Annotated in this window: 11 protein-coding genes; 5 read left to right on the forward strand and 6 right to left on the reverse strand. The window is 65.2% G+C overall.

The annotated features are described in order from the left end of the window. Window positions 1-663 precede the first annotated feature (663 nt). The 3 genes from BUS42_RS31725 (at window position 664) to BUS42_RS31735 (ending at window position 9,104) form a co-directional block, all read left to right on the forward strand. Window positions 664-4,605, forward strand: coding sequence for a Pls/PosA family non-ribosomal peptide synthetase (locus BUS42_RS31725; RefSeq protein WP_254053915.1), 3,942 nt, complete (start codon window positions 664-666; stop codon window positions 4,603-4,605). 478 nt (window positions 4,606-5,083) lie between these two features. Then, the gene (locus BUS42_RS31730; RefSeq protein ID WP_254053916.1) at window positions 5,084-6,520 is read left to right on the forward strand and encodes an outer membrane beta-barrel protein; all 1,437 of its coding nucleotides are present in this window, start codon (window positions 5,084-5,086) and stop codon (window positions 6,518-6,520) included. 313 nt (window positions 6,521-6,833) lie between these two features. Further along, window positions 6,834-9,104 carry a PAS domain-containing hybrid sensor histidine kinase/response regulator gene (locus BUS42_RS31735; RefSeq protein ID WP_074313782.1) on the forward strand — a complete coding sequence of 757 codons (2,271 nt, stop codon included), beginning with the start codon at window positions 6,834-6,836 and terminating at the stop codon, window positions 9,102-9,104. Here BUS42_RS31735 and BUS42_RS31740 read toward each other — a convergent pair. Then, complete coding sequence (locus tag BUS42_RS31740; protein ID WP_074313785.1) at window positions 9,086-9,562, reverse strand: hypothetical protein; 477 nt, start codon at window positions 9,560-9,562, stop codon at window positions 9,086-9,088. The two genes, BUS42_RS31735 and BUS42_RS31740, sit on opposite strands and share 19 nt — an antisense overlap. Before the next feature lie 758 nt (window positions 9,563-10,320). Here BUS42_RS31740 and BUS42_RS31745 point away from each other — a divergent pair. Further along, a complete protein-coding gene (locus BUS42_RS31745) occupies window positions 10,321-11,238 on the forward strand; it encodes a sulfurtransferase (protein ID WP_074313788.1) in 918 nt (305 codons plus the stop codon). A gap of 377 nt (window positions 11,239-11,615) precedes the next feature. After that, window positions 11,616-12,077 carry an RrF2 family transcriptional regulator gene (locus BUS42_RS31750; RefSeq protein ID WP_074315541.1) on the forward strand — a complete coding sequence of 154 codons (462 nt, stop codon included), beginning with the start codon at window positions 11,616-11,618 and terminating at the stop codon, window positions 12,075-12,077. A gap of 392 nt (window positions 12,078-12,469) precedes the next feature. On the opposite strand, the gene BUS42_RS31755 is transcribed toward BUS42_RS31750, so the two are convergent. From BUS42_RS31755 to BUS42_RS31775, 5 genes are all read right to left on the reverse strand, one after another. Then, window positions 12,470-13,882: a c-type cytochrome domain-containing protein gene (locus BUS42_RS31755; RefSeq protein WP_254053917.1), complete on the reverse strand. Its 1,413-nt coding sequence runs from the start codon at window positions 13,880-13,882 to the stop codon at window positions 12,470-12,472. A 36-nt stretch (window positions 13,883-13,918) separates the two neighbouring features. Beyond that, entirely contained in the window at window positions 13,919-14,398 is a 480-nt protein-coding gene (locus BUS42_RS31760; protein WP_074313793.1) for a hypothetical protein, read from the reverse strand. A 127-nt stretch (window positions 14,399-14,525) separates the two neighbouring features. Continuing rightward, the gene (locus BUS42_RS31765; RefSeq protein ID WP_074313797.1) at window positions 14,526-16,673 is read right to left on the reverse strand and encodes a WD40 repeat domain-containing protein; all 2,148 of its coding nucleotides are present in this window, start codon (window positions 16,671-16,673) and stop codon (window positions 14,526-14,528) included. A gap of 111 nt (window positions 16,674-16,784) precedes the next feature. After that, window positions 16,785-19,379, reverse strand: a complete 2,595-nt coding sequence (locus BUS42_RS31770; RefSeq protein WP_074313800.1) for a DUF1549 domain-containing protein — start codon at window positions 19,377-19,379, stop codon at window positions 16,785-16,787. Between the two features lie 81 nt (window positions 19,380-19,460). Next, window positions 19,461-20,876, reverse strand: a complete 1,416-nt coding sequence (locus BUS42_RS31775) for a DUF1501 domain-containing protein (protein ID WP_074313802.1) — start codon at window positions 20,874-20,876, stop codon at window positions 19,461-19,463. Between the last annotated feature and the right edge of the window lie 45 nt (window positions 20,877-20,921).

Consider the following 20,921-nt stretch of genomic DNA (forward strand, 5'->3'; position numbering starts at 1 on the left):
CTCGGTTCCTTTCCTGTCGTGCGTCGTCCCCGAGTCTGTAATGCAAGAGTTATGCCACTTGAGGCTTCTGGGAATCAAGCGGGGTTGGCGATTTGAGTCCCGGACTTTTGACGTACCCCGTTCTGTATTTTTTTTGCATCATGGGTCACCCGGATTCTTCCGAAACCCCTGGATTTCGTTACGTTTGCGTCGATGCTCTCTGAAAAATCGGCGAGGACTGTTAAGATTAATGTGAGAAATCAGGCTCCGATGCGTTATTAGTTTAAGGGTCGCGGTTCGCGGCGAAGGCGACGCACTGATTTTGTTCGAAGAGACCTCCATTACCCCCCGTGGAACTCGTGAACTCCCAGATCCGCTCAATCGGGCCGGCATGGCAGAATCGGCAGCAACGCTCGCACTCTCAATCGCGCCTCGTCTCTGAAGGAATCAGGGCCTGGAGTGGGCGAAGTGCTCTTGGAAAAAAAGCTTGTCGATCACGCGCCGGGGACCGTTCGGACCATTGGCTCATGACGAGACGGCGAGGGGAAGGGAATGCCTGGATATCGAGACGACCAGGATGGTCGCGGCCTTTATGATGCCTTTGCGTCGGGGCTTGATCGTTCGAGGGAAACGGACTCGCGCGGTCGGTTCCCTCATAAGTACTTGACTCCGACGGTTTCGCGATTGCATCAGTTCTTCGAACGCGCGGTCGATTCTCGACCGGATGCGGCTGCCCTCGATTGCGGTGACGAGCGGCTGAGCTATTCTGAGCTCGACGCTTGGGCCAATCAGTTCGCCCGCCACCTGGCCGGTCTCGGGATTCGGCCGGGCGACCGCGTCGGTCTGCGACTTGAACGTTCTGTGCCGCTTTATGTTGCGCTTCTGGGCGTGCTCAAGTGTGGTGCGACGTTTGTGCCCCTCGACGTCGCTCTCCCCGCCGATCGACTCGTCTTTATTGCGAACGATGCAGGGCTCGCTTTGGTGGTGACGTCCTCCACCCTGGCTGGCGCGGTCCCCGACCTCTCGTGTCCCATTCTCGACTGGGACGCTTCGGCCGGGCGGATCATGGCCGAGCCGGGACGGCGGTTGGAGGTCGACACCGGCGCCGACGGCCACGCCGCGGCCTACATCCTCTACACCTCGGGCACCACCGGGCGGCCGAAGGGCGTTTTGGTTAGTCACTCAAGTGTCTGTAATTTTGTCGAAGTGTGCCGTCCGGTCTATGACGTCGGTCCGGTCGACCAGGTTTACCAGGGAATGACGCTCGCCTTTGATTTCTCGATCGAGGAGATCTGGCCGACCTGGGCCTCGGGCGCGACCCTCGTTGCAGGGCCAATCGATCACCGTCGACTCGGTTCCGGGCTCACCGACTTCCTGATCGCGCGAAAGATCACGGTCTTTTTCTGTGTGCCCACGCTGCTTGCGACGATCGAACGCGAGGTGCCCACGCTCCGTACCCTGGTTGTCGGAGGTGAGGCCTGCCCCGAGGCGCTGGTGGGCCGCTGGGCTCGCGACGGCCGGAGGATGCTCAACACCTACGGACCGACCGAAGCCACCGTCACCGCGACCTGGAGCGAGCTTCGGCCCGGCAAGCCCGTGACGATCGGTCGCCCGCTGCCAACCTATTCGGTGCGGCTACTGGGTGACGACCGGGAGGCCGTGCCGGAGGGACAGGTCGGCGAGATCTGCATCGGCGGGCCGGGGGTCGCGGTTGGCTACCTGAACCGGCCCGAATTGACGCGTGACCGCTTCATCCGTGACCCGTTCGACGCGAACCCCAGGGCGCGCCTTTACCGCACCGGCGACCTTGGCCGGTTCACTCCCGAGGGGGAGCTCGAGTTCCTCGGGCGTTCCGATAGCCAGGTGAAGGTCCGAGGCTATCGCGTCGAGCCTCAGGAGATCGAGGCGGTGTTGCGGGAGGACGCCGCGGTGTCCGACGCCGTGGTCGTGCTCGACGGGACGGGACGGGATGGAGGTGAAGTCGGCGAACTGGTCGCTTATATCACTCTGAGGACTCACACGGAGAGTCCCGAAGCGGTGCGGGGCCGATTGCAGAGCAGTCTGCGGCGGCGGCTCCCTGCTTATATGTGCCCGGCCTCGATTGAAGTGCTCGACGTCATGGCGACCTTGGCGAGCGGCAAGGTGGACCGCTCCCGGCTTCCTCCGCCAAGCTCCCCGCGACTGGCCGATGCGGCCGCCGCTCCGCACGTGCCACCGGGCACGCCTCTGGAGCGGAGGTTGGCGGAGGCCTGGGCGCGATGCTTCGGCCGCGGCTTGGTCTCGTTCTCGGTGGAGGCCGATTTTTTTCAAGACCTGGGAGGGCACTCGCTGACCGCTGCAACCTTGGTCTCGAGTCTGCGTCAGGAGGCGGAGTTCCGGTCGCTCAGCATCGCCGACCTTTACGCCAATCCCACGGTTCGCCGCCTCGCCCTTTTTCTTGAAGGCGCTGCGGCACGTCCGCATTCGCGGGCGGATTCGGACCTCGATTCTGATTCACGCGAGGAAGCCCCGCGGTTGCGGCACGGCAACGGTCGCGTCCGGGCGTGTGGCGCGGTGCAATTCGGGTTGCTCTACCTGATGCTGCTCGTCCTGGGGGCGCCTGGCCTGCTGCTGATGCAGGGCGCCGGGGCGGTGGCCGGGACGGCCTGGGGCTTCGCCGCGACCGCGACCTTGGCGTTTACCCTGGCGATCGTGACCAGCACGCTTTTGCCAGTGCTCGCGCGGTGGACTTTGATCGGCCGGTTCCAGGCCGGCCGCTATCCCCTCTGGGGATGGTACTACTGCCGCTGGTGGCTGGTGCGCCACCTGCTCCAGCTCGCGCCTCTGGATCTGCTCGCCGGCACGCCGCTTCTACCGGCGTATGCCCGCCTCCTGGGCGCCCGGATCGGCAAGGACTGCCAGATCGCGACCTCCTTGCTGATGCTGCCCGACCTGATCGAGATCGGACCAGGCGCCAGCATCGGGTACGCGGTCGCGCTCGAGCCGTTCCTGGTCGAGGACGGTTGGCTGCATCTGGCTCCGATCCGGATCGGAGCGGGGGCGTTTGTGGGAACCAACTCGGTGGTGATGCTCGGGGCCGAAATCGGCGCGGGAGCGCGGGTGGCCGAGCAGTCGCTCGTGGCCCGCGACCAGGCGATCCCGGCCGCGACCTCCTGGGCGGGGTCGCCCTCGAGTGCGGGACCGAGCGACCCGCGGCTCGACGCGCTGGAAGCACTGCCTGCCCCCGCGCGGTGGTCGGCGCCATTGCTGGCCGGGTTCCTGTTCGGCAGCCTCTTCCTCGAGCTTTTGCCGGTGCTTTTGCTGGCGCCCGGCCTGGTGCTCTTGCACCACGACCTCGGCGACAACGCGCACTGGCTCCACGGCGTGGCCGTCACCCCGCTGGCGGGGCTTGTTTATGTGTTAACGACCTGCCTTGTCGTGGCGGTCGGCAAGCGCCTGGTGATGCCGCATGCGCGACCGGGCGTGTATCCGTTGTGCTCCTGGTTCGGCCTCCGTAAATGGCTCTCCGACAGGCTCATGGAGACGAGCCTTGGTGCGACCAACTCACTCTATGCGACGCTCTTCACCTCGACATGGCTCCGTTTGCTCGGCGCCAAGGTCGGGCCGCGGGCCGAGATTTCTACCGTGTCGAATCTCGATCCCGACCTGCTTGTCGTGGGCACCGAGAGTTTCGTGGCCGACCTCGCCGTGATCGGCGCCGCACGCTACCATCGCGGTTGTGTGGTGCTGGGGACGACCGAGTTGGGCGCGCGCAGCTTTGTTGGCAACGCGGCGCTGGTGCCGGGTGCCTCGTATTTGCCCCCTGATAGTCTGATCGGCGTGCAGTCGGTGCCGCCGCTGGCGGCCAACGCGATGGCGCCGGGCAGCTCGTGGCTCGGTTCACCCGCGATCTTCCTGCCGCGCAGGCAGGAAAGTGGCCACTTTGAAGAGAGCGTGACCTACCGCCCGCCGCCGAGGTTGGTGGCGGGCCGGTTGGCGGTCGAGAGCGTGCGAGTCGTCCTGCCGGCGACGTTGATGTACCTGGCGCTGTTGATCGGCCTCAAGTCCACCTTCGTCACGGCCGGCTGGCCGATCGGGTTGCGGCTCCTGACCTTGCCCGCCGTCTACCTCGGCTCGGGGCTGGCCGTGACCTTGATCACGGCCGGGCTGAAGTGGCTCGTCGTCGGTCGCTACCGCCCGCGCGTCGTGCCGATGTGGTCCTTCTTCGTCTGGCGGACCGAGCTGATTACCGCGCTCTACGAAAATGTGGCGGTTCCCTGGATTTTGCACTGGTTTACCGGTACGCCACTCATGGCCCCCTTGCTCCGGCTCTTCGGCGCCCGGATCGGCCGGCGCGTCTACATGGAGACCACGTTTCTGACCGAGTTCGACCTCGTTCGGGTCGACGACGACGCGATGGTTGCCGGTTGGACTTCGCTCCAGACCCATCTCTTCGAAGATCGCGTCATGAAAATGTCTTCGCTGATCGTCGGCCAGGGTTGCACTGTGGGGCCGCGCTCGGTCGTGCTCTATGACGCGGAGATGGCGGCGGGTTCGCGGCTTGACGCCCTCTCGCTCGTCATGAAAGGAGAACGGCTTCCGGCCGAGAGTCGCTGGCGCGGGATCCCGGCACGGTTGGCCGATTGAGTGGTGCATCCGGCGCGTTCCTTGACGTCAACCCTCCGTCGCGGCGCCCGTGGCGCGAGACGGAGGCTCGGTCGGCCCGGCCGAGATTCAGAATTCGAGGGAAACATGGCCGGGCCGGTCGTGTCAGTTGGCGACGGAGGACTCGTTCTTGCTCGGGCCCCGGCGCAATCTCGACTGTCCGAACCACCTTCGAAGTCCGCGCTGTCGCAGATCGAGCGAGGGCGAGGGCCGGCTTGCGTTGCGCCTAGGGCCTGCCCTGATTGCGCTGCTGTTGATCGTTGCCTCGGGTTGCCAGACGACTCCGACCGGGCCGCGACCCGAGCCATCGCCCACGATCCGTCGACCCTTGAGAGCGGCTGACGACCGGCGGCTCAAAAGCAAGTCTTCTGATTCGCAACTTCTCATGGCCCGTGCCCCCGCGGTCCTTCCAGGCGCACGCCCTGCTCCTTCTTCCGACCCGGGCGTCCGTCGGTCGTCAATGCCCCAAGACGACGAAGGTGATGACGACGAGGAGGACGACGACGACGAGGACGAGGATGACGAAGACGGGAGCGACGACCCCGGCTTGCGTTCCCCGGTGCAGGTGGGGTTGCGCGGGGCCGATCGCCGCTCCAGTTCGCCGATGCTCAATCGCGAGGGGCCGATCGGCTCACGTCCCGGCAAGGTTCCCGGTCGCGATCGTTCCGTGGCCTCCGGGGGACAGGAAGAGGAAGACGCCGCGAAGCCCGAGCCTTACGACAACGAAAACGGCGATGGTTTCCTACAGCCCGACCTACTGATGAAGGCCCTTGGATTTGAGGCGCCCTCGACCCGTGTGTACGGCTGGGTGGAGGGCGCCTTGCTCCTCGACCCAGCGGCGCCGAGAAACCATCAGACGCTGCCGAACTCCCCCTCCGACCTCGCCAACCGCTGGCAGGTTCCTCAGGCCTACCTCGCCATCGAACGGGTCATGAAGAACGTCGACTCGATGGATTACGGCTTTCGGTTCGACAACCTCATCGGCACGGACTTCGTGCTTTTCAACGACGTTCGCCAACTCGAGAAGCCGTTTCTCTCCAACGGTTTCGGTTACACGCCGACCCAGTGGTACGCCGACCTCCACCTGCCGATTCTCACGGCGGGGGGCCTCGACCTTCGCTTCGGTCAGTTTATTTCCCTGGCCGGCTACGAGTCGGCGTTCGCCCCGGGGCGTCCGTTGCGGTCAACCGGGCTCTTGTTTAATTATTCGCATCCGTTTACGAACGTCGGGCTGCTGACGACGCTCAACGTCTCGGATCAGCTCCAAATCTTCAATGCACCCGTGAACGGCTGGGATCGCCTCCCGAGTGCTCAAGATCAGTGGGGATACATGGGGGGAATCAACTGGGATTCGAAAGACGAGCGAACCAACCTGAGCCTGGCCTACTATGCGGGACCAAACCAGATCACGCGCTCCCTGCCCCGCTCTCCCCTGCCGATCGCGGCGAGACAGCGCTCGCTTCGAGGTCGAGATCGGGGCCAAGAAACCACCCTGATCTCGGCCGTGCTCAGTCACGATTGGAACCGGCGCTGGACCACGGTCTTCGAAGTCGACGGTGGTGCGGAGACAGGGATTCCGGTCGATTCGACCACCGCCGGAACGGTGCGCAACTCGACCTGGTACGGGGCCGGGAACTGGATTCTTTATACGATCAACGACCGCTGGACCGGCGTCGTACGGTCCAGCCTTTTCCGCGACCAAGGGGGAGTGCGGACCGGCTTCAACGACACCTATTTCGAGACCGCGCTGGGCTTGATCTACAAGCCCACCCCATGGTTCTGGATCAGGCCCGAGATCGACTACGACGGCGCCATCGGCGCTCCGCCGTTCGAGACCCGCCACGGCCGGACCAACAACGAGTTCTTTTTCGGGTTCGACGCTCTCTTTCTGTTCTGAGAGAAGGCTTGCAGATCATTCCGTATCGTCGATCTTCCTGTCTCGAGTATTGTGGACGCGAGTGCCGAGGCCCTGGGTTCGACGCTCTTCAACGCGTTTTCACGGGGTTTTGGCCACACGGGCTCGAAGTTTTCCGATCCGTCTGCGGCGATCACTTTTCGAACAGTAGGGCGAGTGTCTCGAACGGGTGGGCGGTTCCGCCCCGGATCGGTCCGCACGGATTTGCGGATTTCCTGCGCGGGGTCGGGTAGAATACCGCTGATCAAGTCAAGTGCCGAACCGGGGAAACGGTCGACCTGGCGGAGGTGCGATCATGCCAATGCCGCAGGACGTCATGCAGGACTTTCTGGCGGGCGGTGGTGAGATGGGCTCGCTCTTGCGGTCCTTCGACTGGTCCAAGACGCCGATCGGCGGCGTTGAGACCTGGTCTCCTGCCTTGGGCAACATGGTGCGGAGGCTCCTGGCCAACCGCTTCCCCCTGCTCTTGTGGTGGGGTCCGCACTACGTCCAGATCTACAACGACGCCCTGCGGCCGATCCTGGGCGCCAGGCACCCGGAAGCGGTGGGCCAGCCGGCCGCGGACTGCTGGTTGGAGAACTGGGCGGTCCTTGGTCCGCTCATCGACACCCCGTTCCACGGCGGGCCGGCCACCTGGAGCGAGGGTCTCGAGCTTGCGCTCAAACGCCCGGGATTGGGGGAGGAGGCGACCCTGACGATCGCCTGCCGCCCCGTGCCCGACGAGGATGCGCCCCATGGGATCGGCGGCATCCTGGCCACCGTCCATCAGGACGCGGTCCCGCTCGGAGCTCGGTTCCGACGCCCGATCGGCGACTCCCGCTGGGCCATTGACACGGCGGCGCCTCGGGTCGGTTCCCTCCTCGACATCACGGCGCAGGCACGCAAGGACGAAGCCCTGCGAGCGAGCGAAGCGAAGTATCGCCGCCTCGTGGAATTCTCGCCCGTGGCGATGTGTGCATGTGATAGTGAGGGTGTCATAACCTTTTACAACGACCGAGCGGCGGACATCTGGGGCTGGTCCCCGCGGGTCGGCGATCGGGTCCACCGATTCTGCGGCGCCTCCAAGCTTAGTTGGCCGGACGGCACCCCGCTCCTGCACGATCAGACACCGATGGCCCAAGCCCTCCGGGACGGGACGCCTTCCCGCAACCGGGAGCTGGTCATGGAGCAGCCCGGTGGGCGGCGGATCCATGTTCTCGTCAATGTGGACGTGGTTCGGGACGCGGGCGGCCGGATCGTTGGGGCCATCAATGTCTTTCTGGACGTCACCGATCTCAAGCAGGCTCAGCTCGAGCTGTGCCTGGCCAAGGAGTCGGCCGAGGCGGCGAACCGGTCCAAGGACACGTTTCTGGCCAACGTCAGCCACGAAATTCGCACGCCCTTCGGCGGCATCCTCGGCATGACCGAGCTGGTCCTGGAAACGCCGTTGACCGACGACCAGCGGCAATGCCTCACAACGGTCAAGGCGGCGTCCGAAAGCCTGCTTGGCCTGATCGACGGCCTACTCGACTACTCGAAGATCGAGGCGGGCAAACTGGAGTTGGACCCGGCCGAATTCTCACTTCGAGCCGTGCTCAGCGAGACGATGCGGACCCTCCTGGCACGGGCACATGAAAAAGGCTTGGGGTTGAGCTGCGACGTGCGGCCGGGCGTTCCTAACGCCCTGGTCGGTGACGCGGGCCGGCTGCGGCAGGTGCTCCTCAACCTGGTCGGGAACGCGATCAAGTTCACCAAGCAGGGGCGCGTCGAGGTCCGGGTGGAACCACTCGCCGAGGGTGCTGAGGCCGGCGGTGAAACGGTGCTGAGGTTCGCGGTGACCGACACCGGCATCGGCATCCCGGCCGACGGTCAAGAGCGGATCTTTCAGGCGTTCGAGCAAGAGGACGGCTCGACCACGCGGCAATACGGTGGCACCGGCCTCGGCCTGACCATCGCCGCGGGGCTGGTCGGCCTGATGGGCGGGACGATCCACGTCCAGAGTGAGCCGGGCCAGGGGAGCACCTTCGCCTTCACGGCGCGATTTGGCGATCGCTCGCGCTCCGCGGAACCGATCCAGGACGTCGCGAGCCCGCCCAACGGCGCGACTTCGCGGCCTGGGGAGACCGTCCCTGCCCCGGCGCCGACCAATCCGCCGCTCCGGATCCTGGTGGCCGAGGACAGTGAGTTCAATTCCCGCCACTTGATTCGGTTGTTGAACCGACGGGGCCACGTTGTCCGGCTGGCCACTGACGGGCGGGAGGCGCTGGACTTGCTGGGAATCGAGGGACAAGGGGCCAGTCACGAGCGCCCTCTGGCGCCGCCGGAGTTCGACATCCTGCTCCTCGACCTCTACATGCCGAATCTCGACGGATTCCAGGTCGTTCGGGCCATTCGCGAGCGCGAGAAGTACGCGGAGGGGCATTTGCCCGTCATCGCCCTGACCGCGCGAGCCCGCCAAGAAGACCGCGAGCACTGCCTCGCGGCCGGGATGGACGAGTACATCGCCAAGCCGATTCGCGCGGAGGAGTTGTTCGCGGCAATCGACCGGATCGTCGTCGCCAACGGCGCTCACCGTGACGATCGATAGCCCTCGACCGGCTCCTCGCGGATCCGTCTCGCGTTCAACTCCGCGACGAACGTGCGGAGCGTTTTCAGCTCCGCTCGCGACCAGGACCGCGCCGGCACGGGAGGCATCCGATAGCGATCGTTCTTGTGAGCCACGCGGGTCAGGATCGCCGACGGATTGTTGCGATCGAAGTAGCCTTCATCGAGCAGGCTCGCAAACACCGCGCTCGGACTCCCTGAGAAAACAAGTGGCGACGTGTTCGATTGATCGTTGCGATGGCAGGCGAGACAGCCTTTTTCCGTGAGGCTGGGTTCGGCCATCAGCGGCCAGATACCCCGTGTGAACCGATCCGCGAACGCGACTCGATCGGCGTCGGTCAATCCGCCGGCCACCCCGGGGGCCGACCCCGGAGGCGCCCCCGCGACCAATGTCAGTGTCATGATCGGGCCCAGAAACGCAAGTCGCATGGCGTGGCGCATCGTGCGTCCTCCTCCGGGAATGATCGAGGCCGAGCGCGAGCTCAGCTGGCTCTGGGGCCCGATTATACAAGAAATTGCACAATATCGATCGGAATAATGTAGATCTGGAGAATTCGAGTGAATACGCCCGAATCGTCCTGTGATCGGACGCGGGTTTGGCGATGAGTCTCGTGGCGATGGACCCGGTCTCACAAGGGGAAAGTTTCCCTGGTTCCCGCATCATGGCTTCCGAATGATCCCGCGCCGCCGGGTCGCTCCCAGGTCCAATCTGCGGCAGGTCGCGACTCGAAACGCCAGTCAGTGTCAAATTCATAGTGAATCGATAGGAATTGTCGGGAATAGGTCTTGACTTCCCTTCGGGGGAGACCGATGATCTCTCTGGCGACTGGGATTGTTGCCTGGGAGGTGCCGGTCCGGGGTCGCCTTGAGGAGATCCATTTCATGATTGCGATCAGGCTGTCTTGCTGTTGTTGACCCCATCCCTCCTCTGACTCGTGCTTGAGACGTGCGCTGACATCGGGCTCCGTCTCGCGCCCTTTTTGAAACAACAAGGTGGAAGGGGGATGTCGGTCCGACCGGTCGTCGGCTCGTCTCGTCCCCTTCGGCTGCGCTCTGGCGAGGCGTTCGTCCCCTTGCGCCCTCTTTTTATTTGCGAGGGGCTGTGGAGCTGCGAACCCTGGACCTGGAGCTTCGACGATTTCCAAAAATGATTTAAAACGTTTGTAAGTATTCACGTTTGCAATTTCGGAGGCGATCTGATGAAGACGACTGGGATTGTGCGTTGGATGGCGGTATTGACCTTGGCGGTGCCCGCTGTGAGCCGGGCGGCCGATGCGCCGGTGCCCAAGGTGTCAGCTCCGCCCTTGATCTCGCTCGACGCTTTGCAGAAGCGGCTCAGTGAGCCGCAGTTGCGACTGCTCGACGTGCGGTCCGAGGAGAAGTACAAGAAGGGCCATCTCCCCGGGGCACTCTGGGTGGATGTCAAGGCGTTGCAGGCGTTGACCAAACCCGAGGCCATCGCCGATAAGGACGCCTGGGCCCGTGGTCTGGCGGCGCTGGCGATCGACGACAAATCCGAAGTGTATGTTTATGATGACGACCGTCAGCACATCGCGGGGAAGGTCTGGTGGCTGCTCTCGTATGCGGGGGCACCTCGGGTCGGCCTGATTGATGGTGGGTTCCCCCTCTGGGAACGCGAGAAGCGGCCGATCAACTCGGACGATCCGCAGGCCAAGCCGCACGAGTTCGCGGTCCACTTCCACGCCAAGCGATCGGCGACGCGTGAGGAGGTTCTGTCCGCGATCCAGGACGAGAAGGTGCAGCTTGTTGACGCCCGTACCGTGGCCGAATACAAGGGCGAGAAGAAGCCGCAGAACGGCGGCCGGGCCGGGCATATTCCCTCGGCCCGCTTGCTCGACCTTTACGGCCTGGTCGATGCCGACGGCCGGTTCCGGAACGTCGAAGTCCAACAGGCGCAATTGGCCAAGGCCGGTATCAAAGTCGACCAGCCGATCATCGTCTACTCCCAGGGCGGCAGTCGCTCGGGCGGGGTCATCTTCGCCCTGCGACGGCTGGGTATCCCGGCCCGTCACTATGTTGCGGGGCTGAGCGAGTGGGCGAAAGATCCGTCCGCGCCGCTGGCTGAAGGCGACGACGCCGGCCGCCGCGCCGAGTAACCCCAGCCAACGTCCTTCGCTTTGAAACCGGAATTCGCCCCAATCGCACGCGACCGGAAGAGCCGTCATGGTTTTCCGGTCGCGTCGCTCTGCGCGCCCCGAACCCCGCGCTTCTGAGGATGTTTCCCGATTCCTTCACACCGGTTCGATGAATCCTTTCGTTCTGGAGATGCTTGACTCGGCGGCGGATTTCAGGGATCGTCGACAGACGGCAGGCGCGGAAAGCGGCCTTCTCCGCGGTCGGAAGTTCCGATCACCCCGTGGGATGCGGTGCGTTTCTCCGGCCCGTTGATCGACGTTTATTGGGAATGATCCCTGGGACGAGCCGCCAGGGAATCGACTCTCACTCGCGAGGCGGCCCGAAGGTTTCCCGCTCGATGCAAATCTCGTCGAAGTGTTCATACGCACTCCGGGCGATCTTCGTCCTTGCCGAGCGCACGGACCCGGGACCTCTGAAGATCGCTGAGATCGCCGAGCGCCAGAAGATCCCGCTCAAGTTTCTCGAGGCCATCCTCAACCAACTCAAAGGGGGAGGATTTGTCCGGAGCCAGCGCGGGGTCGAAGGGGGCTACTGGCTGGCGCGACCGGCCGACCGGATCATGATCGGCGAGGTGCTCCGCTTCATTGATGGTCCCATCTCGCCCTTTGATGGGGCCGCGAACCAATTATCCCTTGGGGAGAGCGAACTCCCTGGGAATGAGGCGTTTTTCCAATTCTGGGAACAGGTCGATCAAGCCCTCTCCGGAGTCGTCGACCAGACGACGTTTGCCGACCTGGTCCGGCGCGACCGCTCGCGGCGGGAAGAGGAAGAACCATTCGTTGCGAACTGGAGCATTTAAGCTCTCTGGCTTTGCGGCATGGAATCGGCCTGGATGTGCAGACAGGGAGCTGACGCTCCCCGCTCGCCTTCAGAGAATTCGGTCGCCCGTAAGGCGAGCGGGGAGCGTCAGCTCCCTGACTTTGTGACAATGTCTACGCCGTTGGCATCGGTTTTCTTCGATTTTCTCATGGGTGACCCTGGGGATGCATCGCCCACTGGGTGCCACGGGTTGTACTCAACCCGTGAGTGATGGCCCAGCTTTTTGGCTCACGGGTTGAGTACAACCCGTGGCACCCAGGGCTTGCACATTATTTAATGTAATGGAAGACCAGGTCCACCTACTTCGCAGACAGGGAGCTGACGTCCCTCGCTCGCCTGGAAGAAATTCCAACGGGTAGATGATTGGCTTAGTTACGGGGATGTGCTCGTGAGCTTCGAAAGCCCTGGAGCCGCGAGAAAGGCCCCGGTCGGCTTGCCGTCGGATAAACGCCAGAGCCGCACGTCGCCATCCCAGCTTCCCGAGGCGATCGTCAGGCCGTCGGGCGAGATCGCCAAGGCATGGATCCAGTCGGCATGGCCCTCGAGGGTGAGCCGAAGCTTGTTCTCCTTGAAGACGCGCACCGTCCGGTCGGCCGAGCTGGCGACGAGGTGCTCGCCGTCCGGGCTGTACCGGAGGCGAAAGACCGGTCCCTTGAAACCGCTGACCGACGCCTCTTGCTTGGCGTCTTCGGTGGGGTTCCAGATTCGGATCAGGCCATCGCCGCCGCCGGTTGCGATCCGCCGGCCGTCTGGGGTGAAGGTCACGGCGTAGACTGTGTCGGCATGGCCGGCGAACGTCACCAAGGTCGCCTTTTTGGCCCAGTCGAACACCTTGCTCGTTTTGTCGCGACTGGCCGTGGCCAGGAGCCGGCCGTCGGGGCTGAAGCTGAGTCCAAGGATCCAGTCGGCATGGTCGTCGATTTCGGTCAGGAGTTTGCCCGACTCGACGTTCCAGACCCGGATTGTGCGGTCGGAACCCGCGGCGGCGACGTGGGCGCTATCGGGGCTGAAGGCGACGGCGAAAATCGAGTCGTCCCCCTCGAAGAGTGTGCGGACCGGCTCGGCTTGGCCGTTGCGGGTCGCGCTCCAGAGCTTGACCGACCCGGACCGGCCCGGGTCACCGCTGGCGGTCGCCAGCCACTGGCCGTTGGGGCTGTAGGCGATCTCGTGGACCCGCTCCTCGACTCCGCGCAACCGCCGCTCGGGCGTGCCGTCGGGGACCTTCCAGAGGTTCACCTCATGGTTTCCCGAGGTGGCGAGGGATGATCCGTCAGGGCTGAACGCGACGGCCGCGATCGGTACCGCGGTCGGATAGCGCTCGGGCACGATCACCGGGGCGCGGCGGCGCCAAACGGCGACCCAGTCTTCGTCTGGGTTGTCGCTGTCGTACCGCGCTCCCTCGGTGACCCAACGCTCGATCAAGGCGACCGACTCCGAGGCAAGCGGACCCTGCTTGTGTGGCATCCGAGGTTCACCGTCATGACGGATCAACTCGACCAGCCGGCTCTCGTTCGGTTGGCCGGGTTCCAAGGTGACATCGACGCCCTGCTGGCCCCCCTTGGCTAGCCGCGTGAAGGTCGTCAGGTCGTATTTGCTCTCGGCCTTCTTGGAGTTGTGGCAGGCGATACAGTGCTCCACCAAGACCGGGGCCACGTCGTTCAGGAAGCTGACACGGCCGGGCGCCGAGGGGGGACGAGGAGGCTCATCGCCCACGGCCACCTGTGCCAAAACGATGGGGGCGACCCATTTCCAAGCGAGGCCAATGCGTCGGGATACGGTCATCATCGAATTTCCTGAGGGTTCGGTGCTCGGTTCGGTCGGCTATTTGGTTAACCGGAACGGGGGCAACTCGTTGGTTTCGGCCTTGATGGTGGCGGTCAATTGCGAGGTCTCCTCGTTCAGATACTTGGCGTGGTACGGGAGCCGCGCGCGGTCGACGACGCGGGTCAGGCCCCGTTTACCCCCCAGGCCTTTGGCGCCCGGAACGATCCGGATCTTGTACTCACCCGGCGCGGCGCCCTCGTTTTGGTCGACGTCATTGGTCTTGAGCGTGAACCCGCCGTCCGGCCCAATCTCGCCGATCGTTTCCGCGACCCTGGCCTTGAGCGGCAGGAACTCGATCTTCCCCGACGAGAGGGGGCTGCCGTCGGCAAGCTCGACCTTTCCCTTGGTGACGTAGAGCGGCTCCGGCTCAATCGCCGAGGTTTGGCCACCACAGCCGGTGAGTCCGAGTACCAGGACCACGGGAAGTCCCGCCAGGACGGCTTGGGAGCGACCTCGAAAACGATTCAGGAAATGCATGGGATTGCTTTCTTTGTTGATTGATAATGTCTTGCATTTGTCGGGTGGGCATGGCCCACCAGGTTCTACCTACATGTCAGAGGTTTTGGTGGGCCGTGCCCACCCGACAAGACGTCATCTCAGACGCTCAGTTGGAGCGTTCCGTGCCCGGTTTCGATGACGTCTTCGAGGACTTGCTGTCATCGGTTGCCGGTTTCTCCTCGGCCTTTTTTTCTCCCTCGTTGGGCTTGGTCATCGCGTCGGCCGCGGGACGGTTGCCACGACTCCTCGTCCCGGCCGCGCTCTCGGCTTTCTCTTCGTCGGTCTCGGCGATCGAGGGATCGATCAGGTAAGAGGTGCCATCGCCGTTGACGGTCGCGAGCCGGTCTCCCTTGGGGCTGTAGACCAGTCGGGAGATCTCGCCCCGCGGGCGATGGAGTCGATAGGTGCGAGTGGTTTGATAGGTCGTGACGTCCCAGGTGCGGGCGGTGCCGTCGCCGGCCGAGGTGCCGAGGGTCTTGCTATCGGGGGAGAAGGTCACGGAGGCGGTGCGGCCGGTGTGGCCCGCCAGGGTTTTGCGAGGCTGGCCCGTCGAGGCGTCGTAGAGCTTGATGGTCAGGTCGCGGTGCCCGGTGGTGGCCAACAGGGCACCGTCGGGGCTGAGGGCGAGCAGGTCCGGGTCATCGTCTTCATCGGGTTCGATCTCGAAGCGTTTGCGCCCTTCGGCGGGGTCCCAGAACCGGACGAACCGGTCTTTGCCCGCGGAGGCCAGGCTCTGGCCGTCGCGGGAGAAGGCCAAGGCGGTGATCGCCCCGGTGTGCGCGGTCAAGTGGATTCGCGTTTGGTTCGAGGCCAGGTCCCAGAGCCGGATCGACTTGTCCGCGCCGGCCGAGGCCAGGGTCTGGCCGTCGGGACTGAACGCCAAGGTCGCGACCGCATCCCTATGACCGGCCAGTTTGGCCAGCGGCTTACCGTCGGCTGTATTCCAGAGTCGCACGGCCGTATCCGCGCCCGCGGAGGCGAACGATTTGCCGTCGGGGCTAAAGGCGACGGCTGCCACTTCTCCCTCGTGCCCTTCGAGGTCCAGGCGGACCTTGTTGGTCTGGGCATCCCAGAGCTTGACCCGCCCGGCGCTGTCGCCGGTGGCGATCGTGGTTCCATCAGGACTGAAGGCGACCGCCACGATGGCGCCGGCTTGGTGGGAGGACCCATCCGGGGAGGGCTCGCTGGTCATGTCCCAGAGCCGGACCAGGCCGTCGGTGCCTCCGGTTGCCAGGGTCTGGCCGTCGGGCCGGAACGCCAGTGCGAGCACCGGACCGGAATGCGCGGGGATGGTCCGCAACAGGGACCCTGAGGAGGCATCCCAGAGCCGGACGGTGCCGTCGGCTCCGGCCGAGGCGAGCACCTTGGCGCTGGCGTCGTAGGCAACGATCAGGACCGAGCCGTCATGGCCGGTCAGAACGTGCGGTTCGCGACCGTTCCGCCAATCCCAGATCCGGATCGTGCCATCGGTTCCGGCCGAGGCCAGGGCCGAGCCGTTCGGGGAGAACGCCAAGGAGAGGGCACGCCCCTTCTCATGGCCGGGGAGGACAAGCGTTTCGAGGCCATTGGCCGGGTCGTAGAGCCGGATCGAGTGGTCCCAGGCGGCCAGGGCGAGGGCCCGTCCGTCCGGGCTGACGGCGAGTGCCGAGAGGTATTCGCCGGGCCTTGGAATCGTTCGCTCTGCTTTGCCCGACTCAACGTTCCAGATCCGCGCGGTGTGGTCGTCGGACGCAGAGGCGATCGTCTTGCCATCGGGGAAGAAGGTCGCGGCGAAGACGCCGTCGGTGTGGCCGGTCAATGGTTCCCGAGTGGACCAGTCGGTTGCGTCCCAGGCAATTACGTTTTTATTGCTGGATGCGGCGATCAGGGTCTTTGAGTCGGGGCTGAAGGCGAGCGTGAAATAGGCCCCGCCCACGTACCGGGCCGCCGCGATCGGATCATCGCCGGACTTGCGGCCGCCGAGCGACTGGATCGCTTGTCCCGACCTGGGGTCACGGAGTGTCACCGTACCGTCGTCACTCGCCGAGACGAGCGATTGGCCGTCCGGACTGAACGCGAGCGATCGGACGGCCGCCCAGTGGCGTGTGCCGTCGCCCAAGACGGCGACCACGCCGTTGGGCTTCGGCTCCACCTGCGGTTTCGGTTTCTCGACCGGGCCGGCCGGGACGTCGCTCGCCCCGGCCCCGGCCCCTTGGATTGTGGCCGCGGCCGCAACGGCCAGGCCCAGCGCGAGGCGGATCGTTTTTCGTCGCATGATCGTGGTCCTTTCGGGAGGAAGACGCCTCCTCAGGCGCGGTCACCCAAGGTCGGCGGGTGAGTGCGGAAGGGCACCGACCCCGACGCCGAGGAGGCGTTGGGAAATGACTCAGTGGCGGAAGAGGAACTCCTTGGAATTGAGCAAGGCCCACTGCAGGTCTTCCCAGGCGCGACGGCGGTCGGGCGTCTTGGAGACATAGCCGAGCCCGGCCGCGCGCTCCTCCGCGGTCGGAAGGCGTGAGAGCGTGGCCAGGTAGACCTCTTCGATGACCTCCGAATCGGCACGGTTGGCGGCCAGGAGCCGGCCGATCCGGTTCTCCGGGCGGGTCAGTTTGTCTCGGACGCTCGGCCCGTTAATCAGTTGAAGCGCATGCACCAGGCCGGCGTCGCCACCCCGCTCGCACTCGCACGAGGTCTCGCGCGCGGGTTGGCCGAAGGCGGAGAGGAACGGGTGTTGATAGACGTCGCCGTCGGGGAGCTGCGCGGCACGCGTCCCCACCGGCATTCCCCCGAACGTCTGGCTCGCGTTTCCGGTGTCCACAAGCTTCTGGCCGGCGTCGCGGTTCCGCTGGTCCGGGTCGTCGAACCGCTCCGGCGAGCCCGTGGCCGATGAGATGGCGTCGAGCAAGGGCTCGGCCGGCACCATCTTGACCACCGCCGACACGAAGTAACGCGCTCCGCCGCGGGTCTCCTCGTCCGGGAGCGAGGCAAGCTGGTAGACCCGCGAGTTCACGATCGTCCGGATCAATTGCTTGACGTCGTAGCGGTTCGCGATGAGGTCCTGGGCCAGCGCCTCGAGTAGCTCTTCGCTGGCCGGCGGGTTGGAGTCGCGGACGTCGTCGACCGGGTCGACGATCCCGCGTCCGAGCAGGTGATACCAGGTCCGGTTGGCCAGTTCGCGGGCGAAGAACGGGTTCTCCTTGGACGTTAGCCAGTCGGCCAGCACGACCCTGCGCTCGCCGCCGGCCGGGATCTCGGCGACGGCTCCCCCGAGGAACTTGGGCGGGACGACTTGCCCGGTCCGCGGGTGGATCGTCTCGCCGGACTTGTCGTCCTCAATGATCAGGGCCCCTTGGTTGAACCGGGCGATCCGCGGGTTGGTCGGATCGAGCTTCGAGGTCACCCGGGCGAAGAACGCCGAGAAACCGTAGTAGTCGTCTTGCGTCCAGCGCTCGAACGGATGATTGTGGCACTGGGCGCACGACATCCGGACGCCGAGGAAGAGCTGAGCCGTGTTCTGAGCCAGCCCTTGGGGGTCTTTGGCGACCCGGTCGTTGCGGAAGAAGCTGGCCGGCGGGTTATTGAACGTGCTCCCCTTGGCTGAGAGCAGCTCACGGACAACCGCGTCGAACGGCCTGTTCCGCGCGACCTGATCGCGGATCCAACCGTGAAACGCATAAGCCCCCTTGGCCTGGACGGCGCGGCGGTTGTTGCCCAGGACGTCGGCCCACTTCAAGGCCCAGATATCGGCATATTCCGGGCGTTCGAGCAGGCTGTCCACGAGCCGTGTCCGCTTATCGGGGCGGGGGTCGTTGAGGAAGCGGCGAACCTCCTCGGGCGTGGGCAAGACGCCGCAGAGGTCGATCGAGACGCGGCGGAGGAATTCATGATCCGGGGCTAGGTCGGCGGGCGCCAGGCCGAGCAGCTTCTGCTTGGCGAACAAGTGGGTGTCGACGTAGTTGTTCGTCGGAGGGTTGGTCCAGGGCTGGCTCGAATCGGGGTCGATGTAGGTCAGCAGGACCGGCGCCAGCTCGTCCAGGTAGCGGGCGAGGATGGCGGCCTGTCCCGCGCGATGGAACTCGACCAGGCCGTTGCGATCGACGTTCGCCACCGCTTCGTCGCTGCTGGTGAAGACGGTCAGGCGGGTCACGTCGCGGGTCGTGCCGTCGCTGAACCGAGCCGTGACCGAGACCTGCTGCCGCTTCGAGGGGGCCTTGATGAGGTGGGGGCCGGGCGCGATGGCGATGCCGGCGAGCTTGGGCAAGTCGGCCGGGTCATCCTTGGCGCCCCCGGCGATCCAGGCTCGGATCAAGGGGAAAGCGGGGTCGTCGGGCCGAAGGCGCTGGCCCCCTTCGTGAGGGACCCGCCCCTGCCCTTTCTGGAGGATCAGGCTCGAGTCCGGGTCGGAGACACTGATCCGCCGGCCCGCGAGGTCGCGGGTCAGTTGCAGGTAGTCCGCCGCGGGGTCGAATCCACGGAGACTGAGCTTGAACCCGTTCTTGCCGGACGGCGTGCCGTGGCAGGCCCCTGCGTTGCAACCCGAGACGTTCAAGGCGGCGATCACCTCGCGGCGAAAGCTGACCGAGTCGGGGCCGTCGAGGCCCGCGACGGTCACAGGAACGGCGACGTCCCCCTTCCCCGCGCGAAGGTGGATGGTCGTTCGGCCATTGGCCTTGGGTGTGACGAGACCATCGACGGTGATCGAGACGATTCGCGGGTCGTCCACCTCAATCTTGACGAGGTGCGTCAGGTCACGCACCGCGCCGTCGCGGTCGTGGCCGGCGACGAGGAGTTGACGCGTTTCTCTCCGGTCGACCAGGTCGATTTTCGCGGGAGTCACGGCGAGGGTGTCGGGCTGGCCGATCCCCCGATCATCGTCGTCGACCCCCGCCCCCGCGACTGCGGGGAATGCGGCGAAGACCAGGGCCAACGCGAGCGCCGGAGCGGCGGACGGGCACGGGCCGGGTCGTAATGTTCCAGGCATGTTCGAGTCAGCTCCCCTTCATGTTGGGATGCGGCGGCCTAACAACAAGGGCCGCCGCCCGTGATCGATTTTTTTGGGGATTCAGGCCAGGATGGCGCGGATCGGATCGCCCTTGACCAGCTTGTGCGGCCGGTTCAGTTGATCATAAAGATGGGTTTCCACGTCGATGCCAAGCGCGTGGTAGATGGTCGCAAGGACGTCCTGGGGCGTGACCGGGTCGGCCGCCGGGTAGGCGCCGATCTTGTCCGAGGCGCCGTAGACGGCCCCCCCTTTGATCCCACCCCCGGCCAGCAGGGTGCTGTAGCAGGCCGGCCAGTGGTCGCGACCGCCGCGCGGGTTGACCTTGGGGGTCCGGCCGAACTCGTTGTGGAAGTAGACCAGGGTCTCGTCGAGCAAGCCGCGTTCGTCGAGGTCTTCGAGCAAGGCCGTGAACGCCAGGTCGGTGGGCGGGTAAAGTTGGTCACGCGTCAGCGCGAAGTGGTTCTGGTGGGTGTCGTAGCCCGGTCCGCCGACCCCGCCGATGTTGCTTCGCAGCCAGTTGATCTGCACGAGCCGGACCCCGGCTTCGACCAGGCGACGCGCCAGCAGGCAGCACTGGCCGAAGTAGTGGTCGCCATACCGTTCGCGGACGTTGGCCGGTTCGGCCTCGACGTCAAAGGCACGCTGGGCCGCGGGCGACGAGATCACGTCGAACGCCTTGAGGTAGTGGGGGTCGAGATTGTTCGCGGCCGCGACCTTGTCCAGTCGGCTGGCGGTGTGGCCGATCTGGTCGAGAAGCAAGCGGCGATTGCCGAGCCGGGCCGCGGGCAATTCGGGGTCGGACGCCAAGGCGCCCGGCGAGTAGCCGGGCTGGCCCGGAAAGCTGTTGACCCGGTACGGGTCATAGCCCGAGCCGAGAAAGCCGGCGAACTGCCCCGGCCACTCCGGCCCGTTCGGGCCCATAGCCTCGGGCAACATCACGAAGCCGGGCAAGTCGGGCTTTACGGGGAGCAGCTTCGAGACGACCGAACCGAAGTGGGGCTTGTCGTCGCGACTCATAGTCGCCGACTCCGGCGTCACGACCCGGCCGATCAAGTCGCCGCAGAGCGTCAGGTAAATCGCCGACGGGTGGAGCGTCTGGTTGTGGTGGATCGCCCGCAGGATCGCGGTCTTGTGCTGGAGCTTGGCCAGCCTTGGTAAGTGTTCGTTGAGCGTCACGCCAGGAACGCTTGTCTTGATCGGCTTCCAGGCTCCGCGAACCTCGGCCGGAGCGTCCGGCTTGGGGTCGAACGAATCCATCTGGGCGGTGCCGCCGTTGGTGCTGAAGATGATGACCGACTTCGCTTTACCAAACCCAGGAGCCCGCCCCGCGGCCACCGACTCCGCCCCTTGGGCCTGGAGCCGGAGCAGCCCGGGGAGCGAGAGCCCCCCCAGGCCCAGGCCCCCAATCCGCATCGCCTCCCGCCGGGTCAGGCCGTCGCAGAGCCGAACCCCTTGATTCATCTCGAGTCGCAACATCAGAAGGCTCCGATTTAAAAGTGAGTCTATCGGAATAGTAGGAAT

Source organism: Singulisphaera sp. GP187, assembly GCF_900129635.1.
In the GTDB taxonomy this organism is placed as follows: domain Bacteria; phylum Planctomycetota; class Planctomycetia; order Isosphaerales; family Isosphaeraceae; genus Singulisphaera.

Coding starts and splice junctions, on each gene's coding strand:
- BUS42_RS31730 (WP_254053916.1), top strand. CDS start 5,084: ATGCCCCAAGACGACGAAGGTGATGACGACGAGGAGGACGACGACGAC.
- BUS42_RS31735 (WP_074313782.1), top strand. CDS start 6,834: ATGCCAATGCCGCAGGACGTCATGCAGGACTTTCTGGCGGGCGGTGGT.
- BUS42_RS31740 (WP_074313785.1), bottom strand. CDS start 9,562: ATGCGCCACGCCATGCGACTTGCGTTTCTGGGCCCGATCATGACACTG.
- BUS42_RS31745 (WP_074313788.1), top strand. CDS start 10,321: ATGAAGACGACTGGGATTGTGCGTTGGATGGCGGTATTGACCTTGGCG.
- BUS42_RS31750 (WP_074315541.1), top strand. CDS start 11,616: ATGCAAATCTCGTCGAAGTGTTCATACGCACTCCGGGCGATCTTCGTC.
- BUS42_RS31755 (WP_254053917.1), bottom strand. CDS start 13,882: ATGATGACCGTATCCCGACGCATTGGCCTCGCTTGGAAATGGGTCGCC.
- BUS42_RS31760 (WP_074313793.1), bottom strand. CDS start 14,398: ATGCATTTCCTGAATCGTTTTCGAGGTCGCTCCCAAGCCGTCCTGGCG.
- BUS42_RS31765 (WP_074313797.1), bottom strand. CDS start 16,673: ATGCGACGAAAAACGATCCGCCTCGCGCTGGGCCTGGCCGTTGCGGCC.
- BUS42_RS31770 (WP_074313800.1), bottom strand. CDS start 19,379: ATGCCTGGAACATTACGACCCGGCCCGTGCCCGTCCGCCGCTCCGGCG.
- BUS42_RS31775 (WP_074313802.1), bottom strand. CDS start 20,876: ATGTTGCGACTCGAGATGAATCAAGGGGTTCGGCTCTGCGACGGCCTG.